Here is a 12,534-nt window from a genome sequence, read left to right on the forward strand (position 1 = left end):
TGCCATTTACCCGGCTGTCCAGACTGAGTGGCACGAGGTTAATGGCCAGCARGGACGGAGGCAGCTCATCGCGTACCTTTCCGGGATAAAGCGCAGGGGTCTATGGGCCGCTCTAGGCTGTCGCGAATTTCAAAATGCAGGTGTGGCCCTGCTGAGCTGCCGGTGTTTCCGCCATAGCCGAGGACTTCGCCTTTTTTTATGGGCCAGCTGCCCGGCTCGGGAAAAAATTCAAGGTCATTTTCTTCTTTCGCATAGTGCTCCGGGATGAAAAGTGCCTTCACACTCGGGCTAAAATCGTCTAAATGTGCATAGACGGAGCTATTTCCGTCTTTATGCCGCAGATAGATAACCAGTCCATAGCCGAAGGAGGAGGTCTTAATGCGTTCGATATACCCGTCGCTGATGGCTACAATGGGCGCACCCGAGCGACCACCTATCTTCACGTCGATGCCTGCGTGAAAGTGGGTGGGACGGAGTTCGGCGAAGTTACCGGACAGCAAAAAGGGAGGCTCGCCCGCTACGGGAAAGGCATAGTCGGGGAGCGTATTATCGGCTGATTTTTGGCCGGAGGCCAATAGGAGTAGGGCAAGAAGTCCTACCACCTGTAGGACCCGGTTAAGTGGGGACTTTCTCCTCATTTAATGGCGACTTCAAGCAGGGCTTCGTCCTCGATAAAGCCTGTAAGGACATCTCCCACGGCAATTTTAGACACGCCAGCAGGAGTGCCGGTAAAGATCAGATCGCCTTTTTTCAGGGTAAAAAACTGGCTGACATAGGCGATGATGGCGTCAAAACTAAAGAGCATCATGCCAGTATTTCCGCGCTGCACTTCCTCGCCATTTTTTTGGAGGCTGAAGGTGATGTTCGCTAGGTCTTGGAAGTGGCTTTTCGGTAGAAAACCACCGATAGGGGCGCTTCCATTAAAGGCTTTGGCGATTTCCCAGGGGAGGCCCTTTTCTTTGCAGCGCTGCTGCAAGTCACGGGCTGTAAAATCGATTCCGATCCCGATTTCATCGTAGTAGCGATGGGCAAACTGTTCTTGGATGTACTTGCCCTCCTTTTGGATTTTAAGTACCAGCTCTACTTCGTGGTGAATGTTTTCAGAGAAGTCGGGATGATAAAAAGGGGCGCCATTTTTTAGCAGGGCGGTGTCAGGCTTTAAAAAAACGACTGGGGCCTCGGGGCGTTCATTGGCCAGCTCGGCGATATGGTCGGCATAATTTCTGCCGATGGCGATAATTTTCATGCGTTCGTATGTTTCCCCAAAATAACGGAATTATGGCCGCTTCCTAAAGAAAAATCCGCTTATCCTCCGCTAAGAAAGTGGAGAAGGGCAGATTTCAGGAGAATGCCATGGTTTTTAAACTTTCTAAGGGGTAATTTTGTACTCTATAGAGTGAACTAGAAGTCCGATGCAGAAAAGATTTGAAGAGAGTATAGCACATTTTAAAGTAGGAGAGTTCGAGCAGGCGCTGGAAGCTATCAACGATTGTTTGGCAGCGGATGCGGGAAATACCGAGTATAAAGCCTTTCGGACACGGGTGTATAGCCGCTTGGGCCAGCTCGATGCGGCACTCGAAGACTTTGATTATTTGTTGAGCTTCGAGCCCTATAATCCGAGTTATATCAGTGACCGTGCGGTGGTACTGCATCTGATGCGGCGCAACCAAGAAGCTGCGGAGGGATTCGATCAGGCCATTAATTTAGACCCGGGCAATCCCTATCGTTTCGCCTCTCGTGCTTATTTTCGTGACCGCATCGGCATGCTAAAGGAGGCGATAGAAGATTATGAAAAGGCGATCGAGCTGGATCCGGAGGATGCGGTGGCCTATAACAATAAAGGCTTGGTAGAGGAGAAGCTAGGCTATATCGAGCGCAGTAAGCGCTCCTTTAAGCGGGCGGATGAGCTGATCGGTTACGACCCGAATCGAACACAAAAGAAAGCAAACGAAAGCGAAAACGAACAAAAAGGAAAGCAAACGAAAGCAAACGAAAGCGAAAACGAACAAAAAAGAAAGGAAACGAAAGCGGATGAGGGGGAGAAGTTGTCGATTAGGCAGCCCGTTCAGCCCAGTTTCGAGCCTGAAAAAAAGTCGGTAGACCTCAGTCATTTTATGGGAGTCTTAAAGGCTATTTTTACAGATTCCACTACGCGTCAGGAGTTTTGGCAGTTTCTAAAAAGGGGGTTAAAGAAATAATTCATGCTAAATACTTGTTAAGCAATGATCAGTGCGAAAAAAATTGTGTGTTGATAGCTGATTTTCAAGAGGCAATAACGGTCATAGAATAAGGCGGATATAGAAGAGGCAACTTAAAAATTGGCGAATTTTGAAATTGGCAGATAAAATAAAATTACCGGAAGGACGTCGTTTAGAATTTAAAGAGACTTTACCGAGCTAATTCAGATTTGTCCAAAACAGTTGTTGCTTTTGCAAACGACGCGGGTGGTGAATTATATATAGGCATAAAAAATAACCCAAGAGCACTTGTTGGCATTCCTCAAAATCAATTAGATAGCATTGAAAACAGAATTAGTAATATTGTTCTTGACTCTTGTGCTCCAATAATTCAACCTGAAATTTCATTCCTTACAGAGGAAGACAAACATATCATCAGAGTATACATTCACAAAGGGAGTAAGCCTCCTTACTTTTTAAAAAATAAAGGAAAGAATGAAGGTACTTTTATTCGAGTAGGTTCATCCAATAGATTAGGTGATAGGGAAACTATTTTTCGTCTGGAAAGATCCGCAGCAAATAGTTCATTTGACGCAGAACTGAATTATTCCAAAGATTTTAATGAAATCACATTAGATGGTTTTGCTGCCTTTTTTAAGGAGAAAACAGGCGAAGAATTAACGGAGAAAATTCTTGAAAAATTGAATCTTGTAGTAATTGAACAAGGCCAAAAGCGAGCTACCAAATAAGCCCAATTCCAGACCGATTCAGATGGCAAACCGGCCAGCAGACATTCTTTAATCCCACTTTTGGTCTCAACGTCTAGATAATGGAAACTTATTAACTACACCTTAATTTAATGTCTTATACACTATAGTTAACCTTTACCTCCTAAAGCATTTTCACGGCCCAAAGTGGCTTGTTGATAAAGTAAGACATCTTTTTACTTAAATTCTGTGCGAAAAGCTGGTCGAACCAAGACTTTTTCTTGGTCAGCGTCACTAATATGTCGCCTTTGGCCACTTTTAAGTAATTTTCCAAGCCTAAGCCAGGCTCATCCCGATAAGTTTTCAACACGAAGCTCGATTTTGGATAGCGCACGTAGGGCTTGAGCTCCTGCACCATCGTCTGATGGAGCGCACGGTCGATCGCTTTAGACTTGCTCGACACATGCACGATATCGACTTCCGCATCGAAGAACGACGCGAAGTGCGTCACTTTTTGGATCGCGATTTTATCTTCCTCTAAGTAATTGGTGGCATAAACCACCTTGCGCGGGGGTTTAAAATAGCCCTTTTTGGGAACGAGCACCACATCTTGCGCGGCGCGCATCACCACTTTCGCGGCATTTCCTCCAATAAAATTTGGCTTAAATTCATTCAGCCTTCTGCGCCCAGCACCAGCATAGAGGCTTCTATTCGGTCGGCATAGTCCATGATAGTCGCTGAAATTTTCCCACTGCTGACCTGTATGGTGCATCCTTTCAGGCCTTCGATGCCGGATTCGGCTAAAATGGTCTCTTTAAAACGCGCTAATTTTCCTTCGGCAAAGGCCTGCTGCTGCTCGGTGATAGCCTCTGGGCCTTGATCTCCTGTTTCCAGGACATGAAGAATGTGCAGCTCCGCCTGGTAGTAATTCGCTAAGCGCGTGGCGTATTCTAATGCATTCAGTGCGCATTCAGAAAAATCTATGGGACAAAGTAAGGTGTTAAGTGCTGGCATAATCGCTGTTTAGTACCCTCGCTCGCGAGAGACGAGATGTATGAGTGGTTCGTTTTTTTGAATTCTCCTGTAATTTTCCACGAGCTGCGGCACGGCGGCATCTGGGTTCGTTACCGAAGAAATATGCGGGGTAAGCGTGAGGGCGGGATGACTCCAGAAGGGATGGCCTTCCGGCAAAGGCTCCTGCCGAAAAACATCTAACAGGGCACCAGATAACTGTCCGGCTTCGATGGCGGGCAATAGGTCTTCTTCCACCAAATGTCTGCCCCTGCCGACATTAATCAGATAGGTGCCTGGGGTGCAAGCTTCAAACAGGGTCGCATTTAAAATGCCCTCCGTTTTCGGTGTAAGCGGTAGCAGGCAGACGAGTACATTGGCAGCTTGTAGAAATTCGGGCAGCTGCTCTGCCGCATAATAGGGAAAATCTGTATTGGCTCGGGGGCTGTTGCCATAGCCCACCACCGGGATTTGAAGGGCCTGACACTTGCGGATGACATCCATGCCAAGGGCGCCTACCCCCATGACCCCTACGCGAATTTCGTGTGTCGGGGTATCCATGTTCCAGCGCTGCTGGGTTTGGAGCTGCGCAAAGTGGCTGGCGCGCCGATGGTGCTGTAAGATGCCCCAAAGCACATAGGAGCTCATGTACTGACTGAGCCCTTCATCAACGATACGCATGATAGGAATTCTCTCTGGGAGCATGGGATCTTGGAGCAGGTGATCGACGCCGGCGCCCATGGAGGCAATTAGCTGTAGGGCGGGCAACTGTTCCCAGCAGGAGGAAGGATGCTGCCATAGCACGGCCATCTTAGCCTCCGCGATGCGCTGAGGGGAGTCCTCCGCGGTGAGCAGAGGAATCTCCGGTGCCTCGCGGTGGAAGGCTTTCTTCCATGGACTTAGTTCTTTGCCAGGGGCTAACAAAAAGATACTCATAGACTTTCAAGCATAGCAAGCGTGTTCCGTACACGCTGGGTTCGTTTAGAAGCCTTTAAATATAGTCAAAAATGAATAAAAGAAGTAAAAACACCTTTATCTAATTCAAAAAAACCTTATAAGTGGCTTATTCGAATGTTGGATAGGAGTTTCTATGCGTCAGCGAATCCGCTCAAGAGAAGGCTACAACTCGGCAGTAGCATGTCTTAGCAGTCTCCTCGAGGTACAGAAGTATGTTGCTGCTTCTGTGCCTTTAGTCGCAGAAAGATTAGCAAAAAGGAAATATATTCGGGCTTTTCTTGTGAAACTTGATAATGAAAATAAAAAACTGTTATTTTAGCCGTAATTTCGCAGCAACCTATTGAAACCAATCACTTACATGCCAACGAGTAAAAAATTCATCATTGATTTTGACAGTACCTTTACGCAGGTGGAAGCCTTAGATGTATTAGGGGAAATCAGCTTAGAAAAAGACCCAAAAAAAGCCGAAAAACTTCAAGCGATTAAGGAAATCACGGATAGAGGGATGGAAGGCAGCTTAAACTTAAGGGAGTCCTTAGAGCAGCGGCTTGAAATCCTGCAGGCGGATAAGGCGCAGATTCAGGACCTTATCGCCGCGCTAAAACAAAAAGTGTCGGTGTCCTTCTCCCGAAATCGCGAATTTTTAGAGGAGAATGCGGAAGACATCATCATTATTTCCAATGGATTCAAAGATTTTATCGTCCCCATCGTAGAGCAGTATGGAATCCTGCCTGACCATGTCTTCGCAAATGAGTTTGTGTACGACGAGCAGGGCAGGATCGTGGATTTTAATCGGGATAATGTGCTTTCGAATAATGGAGGGAAGTCGGCTACTATTGCAAAATTAAATTTAGAGGGTGATATTTATGTAATCGGAGATGGGTACACGGATTATGAGATAAAGGAGGCGGGCTTAGCCAATAAATTTTATGCATTCACCGAAAATGTGAACCGCCCGAAAGTGAGTAGCAAGGCCGACCATATCGCGCCCAGCCTGGATGAAATTCTGTATGTTAACAAAATGAATAAAAAATTCTCCTATCCGAAAAGCCGAATTCAGGTTCTGCTCTTGGAAAATGTGCATCCTGTGGCTCAGGAGCTGATGCGTCGTGAAGGGTATCAGGTGGAAACCATCAGCTCTGCCTTAAACGAGGAAGAGCTAGCCGAAAAAATTAAGGGTGTCAGCATTCTGGGCATTCGCTCTAAGACGCAGGTCACGGCAAAGGTTTTGGCGCAAGCCAATCGCCTCATCGCCATCGGGGCCTTCTGCATCGGAACGAATCAGATTGACCTGGATACCTGTACCGAAAAGGGGATCGCGGTTTTTAATGCGCCGTTTAGCAATACGCGCTCTGTCGTGGAAATGGCTATCGCGGAGATTATTTTCCTCGCACGAAATTTTCACGATAAATCGCTCGCCATGCATCAGGGCAAGTGGGACAAGTCGGCCACAGGAAGTTTCGAGATCAGGGGCAAAAAATTAGGCATCATCGGCTATGGAAATATCGGTGCACAGCTTTCCGTGCTGGCAGAAAATATGGGCATGGACGTGTATTACTATGATGTCATCGAGAAACTGGCACTCGGAAATGCCACGAAACTGGCTAGCCTCGACGAGCTGCTGAGCACCTGTGATTTTGTGAGCTTGCACGTAGATGGACGCAGCGATAATGAAAACCTGATCGATGCGGCGGCTATCGCCAAAATGAAGGAAGGGGCCTACTTGGTCAACCTCAGTCGCGGGCATGTGGTGGAAATCGAGGCCCTAAAGGCGGCATTGGAAAGTGGCAAGCTCGCTGGGGCTGCGGTAGATGTCTTTCCTGAAGAGCCGAAAAACAACAGTGAGCCTTTCGTGTCGGAGCTGATCGGTGTGCGTAACACCATTTTGACCCCACATATCGGGGGGTCGACCTTAGAGGCGCAGGAAAATATCGCTGATTTCGTGCCGAGTAAGATCATGGAGTATATCAATACAGGCAATACCTATAACTCGGTCAACTTTCCGAATATCCAATTGCCTTTTTTGAAAAATGCCCATCGTCTCATCCACATTCACCTGAATGAGCCCGGCGTTTTGGCGAAAATCAACCGCACATTAGCAGACTACGACATTAACATCGTGGGGCAGTACTTGAAGACGAATGAGACAATAGGTTATGTGATCACAGACATCGATAAGGCCTATTCTCCGGATGTTATCGACGCACTGAAGAAAATTCCGGGAACGATTCGTTTCCGCATGTTATATTAATAGTGCTTTTGAGCTGTTAAAGGGTCTCGGGCTGCGTGGAGTGGTTCGGGCCTTTTTTTTTGCGCGAAGCGCAAAGGCATGGAGGCATGAAGCGAGGCTGAGAGTAAAAAAAGAGCTGTTTAAAACCGCTTGTGGGTGCTAGAAAATTGTATCTTTGAGCTGGAAAAGAACGATTAGATGCCAAGTAAACCAGAAGCTGTTTTAAAGGATTTAAAGGCGGGAAAATATGCTCCCGTTTATTTTTTGCATGGAGAGGAAGCCTTTTTCATCGATCAGATCAGTGATTTTATCGAGAAGCATGCCATCGCCGAGCATGAAAAAGGGTTTAATCAGATGGTCATGTATGGAAAGGATACGACCATGCCTGTTATCTTAGGAAATGCCAAGCGTTTTCCGATGATGGCCGAGCGTCAGGTGGTGATCGTGAAGGAGGCTCAGCAGATTCCTTTTTTAAGTAGGGAGGATAATGAGAACATGCTGATGCAGTACGTCCAAAATCCGCTGCCGAGTACGATTTTAGTGTTTGCACACAAGTATAAGAAGCTGGATGGTAAAAAAAAGCTGGCCAAGGCACTGGACAAGCATGCGGTGCTGGTGGTCAGTGAAAAGGTACCTGACTATAAGATGGCCGACTGGATCGAGGGATATATCGCTTCTTTAGGTCATCGGATTCAGCCGATCAATGCCAAGCTGCTGGCTGACAGTATAGGGAATAACATCGAGGTGCTGCATAATGAGGTAAGCAAGCTCTTGCTTAATTTTACGGGTTCCATCGAGATCACTGCGGAGTATATTCAGCAGTATATTGGGATTAATAAGGAGTATAATAATTTTGAGCTGACGAAGGCCATCGCGGTGGGAGATGTGGTGAAAGCGAATAAGATCGTGCATTATTTCAGCCAAAATATGCGCAATCATCCACTGATCCCCATATTAGCACTGATCTTCACACAGTTTCAAAAGATCGCGCAAACGCATGCCGCGCGAGGAGCTTCGGATCAAGAGCTAGCGCGTCAGTTAGGGATGAACCCGTATTTCGTTAAGGAGTATAAAATCGCTGCTAATCGCTATAAAATGGGCAAGGTTATTGATATCATGCAATACTTAAAAGAGGCCGATCTACGTTCTAAGGGCGTGGGTACAGGCGAGATGGATGAGCCAGCCATCTTAAAAGAGCTCATTTTTAAAATAATGCACTAAAAACCCAACCCATTTCCATAGAAAAGCATGAGGCAAGTCCTTTTTTTTATCGGCGCACTGCTCTTGTTTCAGGGTGCCCGCGCCAGTCGGGTGTTATTCAGCGCAGCGATGAGGCGAGGCTGGATGAAATTTCCCAGTTATTTCATTTGCACCAGTTTAGCGCGGCGCGTTTCACATACGAGCGCTTTGCGAAAGACACCCTGTACGCAGATCAGCGCCTGGAGGCGCAATTTAAGCGTGCCGTTTCTGCTTTAGAAGCGGAGGATGAAGACGCAGAGGGGCTGTTTCAGTCTTTCGTTCGGACGCATCGAGAGCATCCGCGCTCAAGTGAGGCAGCGTTTTATTTAGGCAACTTTCGTTTTGATAAGCGTGATTATGCGGGGGCCTTACGTGCCTTCAGCGCTGTGCGCGCGGCAGATGTATGGCCGGAGCAGCGGGATGAAACGACCTTCAAGCAGGGCTATGCGCACATGCAGTTAAAACAAGATCGGCAGGCACTCCACTATTTTAATTACTTAAAGGAGCGTCAGGCAACTATCGGCCTGATGCTTATTACTATGCGGGCTATTTGGAGCTAAAAGCGGGGAATACCGACGCTGCGGTAAGGAATTTGCGCGAAGCGGATCGCTATCCGTTTTATCAAAGCAAGGTGCCTTACCTGCTGGCTGCGCTTTATTACGAGCAGAAGGCCTATGAGGAGTTGATTACCTACGCGGAGGAGGTGCTGAGCAAGCGTGGAAATGTAGAACGCAAGGAGCGGATTCACGTCTATGTGGCGGAGGCGTATTTCGAGAAGCGTAATTTCGAGCGTGCGGCTTTCCATTTCGACGCCTTCGTGAATGCCAGAAGAGGAGATCTAAGCATCGGGCAGGTGTACAAGGCCGGTATCGCGCAGTTTGAAATCAAGAATTATCAGCGTGCCACAGATTATTTTAAAGTGAGTGCAGTGGGGGATGATGCGATCGCGCAGGTATCTAGCTATTATTTAGGTCATGCCTATGTGAAATTGAACAATCCGAATTTCGCTCTAAACGCTTTCGAAACGGCGGCAAGGTTGGATGCTCGGCCTGATATTAAGGAGGAAGCCTACTTTAATTTTGCCAAGCTAAGCTTAGAGCGTGGCAACTTCCAGCAGGCGGTAAACGCCATCGATACGTACATTGAAAATTATCCGAATGGCAAATACAAGCGTCAGGCGGAGGAGCTTTTGGCGGATGCTTTAATTAATACGAGCAACTATCTACGTGCGATCGAAATGATCGAAAAGATGGGGCGTCAGGGGAGTTCGAACCGCATTCAGAGTGCCTATCAGCGGATTACCTACTATCAGGGCATCGTGTATTTTCGGGATGCGAATTACCGCCAAGCGCAGGTTTTTTTCGATAAATCTCTGAGTAAGCCACTGGATGCGGAGCTGGTGAAAGAAGCCACTTTTTGGAAGGGGGAAGCCCTAGCTGCCTCAGGAGATGAGTCGGGTGCTATTCGGGTGTTTGAGCGCCTTATCGCAGGGCATCGAAATGAGGTGAGCCCTGCTATTATGCAGGCACATTATGCTTTAGCCTATGCGTACTTTAATACCGAGCAGTATGAGAAAGCAGAGCGGGAATTTGAAACCTATATAAATAAACAGAGCCGCTCGAAAAGAACGGAACGCTATGAGGATGCGCTAATTCGATTAGCGGATTCTTATTATGTGCAGAAAAAATTCACGAATGCTTCACTGCTTTTTCAGCGTGCCATCGATGAGCGCGTGACAGATCAAGACTACGCCCACTTCCGTCTGGGAGTCATTCAAAATTTCCAAGGAAATAACCGAGCGGCTGTTCAGTCCTTTACGACGGTGGTGCGGCAGTTTCCGAATAGCCGTTACGTAGAAGACGCCCTTTTCCAGCGCTCTCAGGTGCACATGGAGGAGCTGCAATACCGAGAGGCGATAGAGGGTTTCGGGCAGCTGATAACGACGCGTCCGAATTCCCCTTTTCAGCCTTTTGCCCTGGAAGGCGCGCCATCGCCAACTTCTCCTTACAGCAGTACGAGCAGTCGGTGAAGGATTATAAGACGCTTTTAGATAACTTTCCGAATGCTAGCAATATCGATCAAGCGCTGGTGGGGCTTCAGGAGTCGCTGGTGCTTTTAGGTCGTGCAGGAGAGTTTTCGAATTATATGAGTGCCTATCGCCGTGCGAATCCGGACAATCAGAGTGTGCAGCAGTTGGAGTTTGAGTCTGCGAAGAGCTTGTTCCTTTCAGGGAAATTCCGCGATGCGGTAGCTGCTTTTGGTACGTACATGCGGAATTATCCGCAGGCTGCGAATCAGCTGGAAGCAAAGCTGTTTTTAGCAGAGTCGCATTTTAGATTGGAGAACACCACAGAAGCGGCAAGGCTGTATCAGGAGATCGTTCAGGTGAAGGCCTCTCCACAGCGGGTGCGTGCGGTGCAGCGTTTGGCGGGCATAGAGCTGGCCAATAAGCAATACCGCCGTGCGGTGCCTTTCTTCCGAGAGTGGCGTGGGACAGCGCGCACGAAGATGGACGAGTACGAGTCCAATCGGGGTCTAATGCAGGCGTACGCAGCGTTAAATAATCAGGACTCTGTCGTCTTTTTTGCGGATGAAATCATGCGTCTGGGGGCCATTACGCCCGAGGCGCAGCCGGAGGCCTTACTCATGAAAGGGAAGGCGCAGCTGGCGCAAAACCGTATGGCGCAGGCCTCAGGGACGCTGACAGAACTGTATCAAACACATAAGACGGTCCAAGGTGCTGAGGCGCTGTATCTGGTGGCTGAACTGAAACGGAAGGAGCGCTCTTTTACAGCCTCGAATGAGTTGATTTTCGATGAGTCCTCCGCATTTTCTGCCTATGATTACTGGTATGGGATGTTTTTTATCCTTTTAGCGGACAACTATCAGGAACTCGGCGAGACCTTCCAGGCGAAGAGTACGCTTAATTCGGTTATCGAAGGGTCGACGAATGCGGAGATTCGCACGAAAGCCCGGGAACGCTTAAAGGAGTTAGATAAAAAGTAACAGCACAAAACATGAAGGTATTTCCATTTTTATTTTCTACTGTGGCAGGTTTGCTTTTTATCGGCGGCCTGCAACAAGCGCATGCCCAGCAGGGGCAGCGTGGAGAGGTGCAAAACCAGGAGTTTGTCATCCGTAAGGACCGTGTGCTGACGCTTCCGAAGCAAAACAGGCCTTTCGCTCCAGTTCCGGTACTGCCTACTCCGAAAAGTGAGGCGCAGTTTACCTATACGGTCACGCCGTTTTATTTGGCCACCAGGCCAGAATCCATCGAGGTGGAGCCGTCTGTACGCAATTTTCCACGCAAGCAAAAGGAGCTCTATCCAGGTTTCGTGCGTGCTGGCTTCGGGAATTTTATTTCCCCACTTCTGGAGGCACGCTATAACCTATGGGAGGAACAGGATTTTGCCGTAGGCGGCTACCTGAAGCATCAGGGTTTTTACCGCGGTCCTGTAGATGGGGCCAACTCAGCAGAGCACCTCACCGAAATGGGAGCGGATGCGCGCTGGTTTACCGACTACTTTACCTTTCATGGAAATTTACGCTACCGACGTGATGAGTTTCGTTTTTATGGATTCGATCCTGAAAATGAGGTGCTCCAGCTACTGAATTTTACGCCAGACGTAAATGTCTTGCAGGAGGTAGGCTTATCCGGAAAAATACAGCCCATCGATCAGGATGCGGCCCTGCAGTATGTGGCCTCCTTCGATGTGCGCAATTTAACGGACGGGTTTCGGGCTACTGAGTCAGCGGCCAGTTTTACGACCAACGTGCACTATAGATTCGAAAATGGTTTTGGGATAGGTTTCAACTCCTTTTTGGAGACGACTGCCCCGAGGATGTGACCTACCAGGGGATTAGCCGAAATTTTTATCGGATAAATCCACAGCTGCGCTACCGCGCAAATGGCCTGGACTTGGTGGCGGGGGCGAATATGGTGATCGAAAATGACGTGACGGAAAATAAACCCTCAGACTTCCACATTTTCCCACAACTTCAAGCCTCCTACGCAGTAGTAGATGCTTTAGGGGTTTTTGCGGGATTTGAGGGGGATATGCTGCGCAATACCTATTTGAGTTTCGTACGTGAGAACCCGTTTCTTGGACCCTCAGAACAACTCTTGAATACCCGACAGCAGTTTCGTGCCAGTGCAGGTGTGCAGGCCAATCGATGGCACCATTTCGCTATAGCAGGATGCTTACTATTGCAA

12 protein-coding genes and 2 pseudogenes are annotated in these 12,534 nt (G+C 48.1%); 9 read left to right on the forward strand and 5 right to left on the reverse strand.

From position 1 onward, the window contains the following. Nucleotides 1-65: 65 nt before the first annotated feature. Nucleotides 66-602, reverse strand: coding sequence for a M23 family metallopeptidase (locus tag A3SI_RS13195; RefSeq protein ID WP_238531762.1), 537 nt, complete (start codon nt 600-602; stop codon nt 66-68). A 32-nt stretch (nt 603-634) separates the two neighbouring features. Next, nucleotides 635-1,246, reverse strand: a complete 612-nt coding sequence (locus tag A3SI_RS13200) for a fumarylacetoacetate hydrolase family protein (RefSeq protein ID WP_009056655.1) — start codon at nt 1,244-1,246, stop codon at nt 635-637. A 166-nt stretch (nt 1,247-1,412) separates the two neighbouring features. On the opposite strand from A3SI_RS13200, the gene A3SI_RS13205 reads away from it, so the two are divergent. Further along, complete coding sequence (locus A3SI_RS13205) at nt 1,413-2,198, forward strand: tetratricopeptide repeat protein (protein WP_009056656.1); 786 nt, start codon at nt 1,413-1,415, stop codon at nt 2,196-2,198. 194 nt (nt 2,199-2,392) lie between these two features. Continuing rightward, nucleotides 2,393-2,926 (forward strand): annotated as a pseudogene (locus A3SI_RS13210) (AlbA family DNA-binding domain-containing protein); the annotation flags it as partial. 142 nt (nt 2,927-3,068) lie between these two features. Here A3SI_RS13210 and A3SI_RS13215 read toward each other — a convergent pair. From A3SI_RS13215 to A3SI_RS13220, 3 genes are read right to left on the reverse strand one after another with little or no spacing between them, the layout of a single operon-like run. Next, complete coding sequence (locus A3SI_RS13215) at nt 3,069-3,656, reverse strand: hypothetical protein (RefSeq protein WP_316929208.1); 588 nt, start codon at nt 3,654-3,656, stop codon at nt 3,069-3,071. Beyond that, a complete protein-coding gene (locus A3SI_RS22870; protein WP_316929209.1) occupies nt 3,557-3,898 on the reverse strand; it encodes a universal stress protein in 342 nt (113 codons plus the stop codon). The genes A3SI_RS13215 and A3SI_RS22870 overlap by 100 nt, the downstream gene beginning before the upstream one ends. A gap of 9 nt (nt 3,899-3,907) precedes the next feature. Further along, nucleotides 3,908-4,831: a 2-hydroxyacid dehydrogenase gene (locus A3SI_RS13220; protein WP_009056658.1), complete on the reverse strand. Its 924-nt coding sequence runs from the start codon at nt 4,829-4,831 to the stop codon at nt 3,908-3,910. Between the two features lie 379 nt (nt 4,832-5,210). Here A3SI_RS13220 and serA point away from each other — a divergent pair, with 379 nt between their 5' ends. From serA to A3SI_RS17685, 7 genes and pseudogenes are all read left to right on the forward strand, one after another. Then, on the forward strand, nt 5,211-7,103 hold the full coding sequence (serA, locus tag A3SI_RS13225) for a phosphoglycerate dehydrogenase (protein ID WP_009056660.1): 1,893 nt from the start codon (nt 5,211-5,213) through the stop codon (nt 7,101-7,103). 177 nt (nt 7,104-7,280) lie between these two features. Beyond that, on the forward strand, nt 7,281-8,303 hold the full coding sequence (holA, locus tag A3SI_RS13230; RefSeq protein WP_009056662.1) for a DNA polymerase III subunit delta: 1,023 nt from the start codon (nt 7,281-7,283) through the stop codon (nt 8,301-8,303). Nucleotides 8,304-8,449: 146 nt separating this feature from the next. Continuing rightward, the gene (locus A3SI_RS21010; RefSeq protein ID WP_238531763.1) at nt 8,450-8,881 is read left to right on the forward strand and encodes a tetratricopeptide repeat protein; all 432 of its coding nucleotides are present in this window, start codon (nt 8,450-8,452) and stop codon (nt 8,879-8,881) included. Next, nucleotides 8,872-10,350: a tetratricopeptide repeat protein gene (locus A3SI_RS21015; RefSeq protein ID WP_238531764.1), complete on the forward strand. Its 1,479-nt coding sequence runs from the start codon at nt 8,872-8,874 to the stop codon at nt 10,348-10,350. Before A3SI_RS21010 ends, A3SI_RS21015 begins: the two co-directional genes overlap by 10 nt. Beyond that, nucleotides 10,347-11,327 (forward strand): tetratricopeptide repeat protein, encoded by a 981-nt coding sequence (locus A3SI_RS21020; RefSeq protein WP_238531765.1) that lies wholly within the window; start codon nt 10,347-10,349, stop codon nt 11,325-11,327. Before A3SI_RS21015 ends, A3SI_RS21020 begins: the two co-directional genes overlap by 4 nt. Before the next feature lie 11 nt (nt 11,328-11,338). Then, entirely contained in the window at nt 11,339-12,169 is an 831-nt protein-coding gene (locus tag A3SI_RS13240; protein ID WP_009056663.1) for a hypothetical protein, read from the forward strand. Next, nucleotides 12,166-12,534: pseudogene (locus A3SI_RS17685) on the forward strand (hypothetical protein); the annotation flags it as partial. The gene A3SI_RS13240 and the pseudogene A3SI_RS17685, both read left to right, overlap by 4 nt.

Source organism: Nitritalea halalkaliphila LW7 (assembly GCF_000265075.1).
Classification (GTDB): Bacteria; Bacteroidota; Bacteroidia; order Cytophagales; family Cyclobacteriaceae; genus Nitritalea; species Nitritalea halalkaliphila.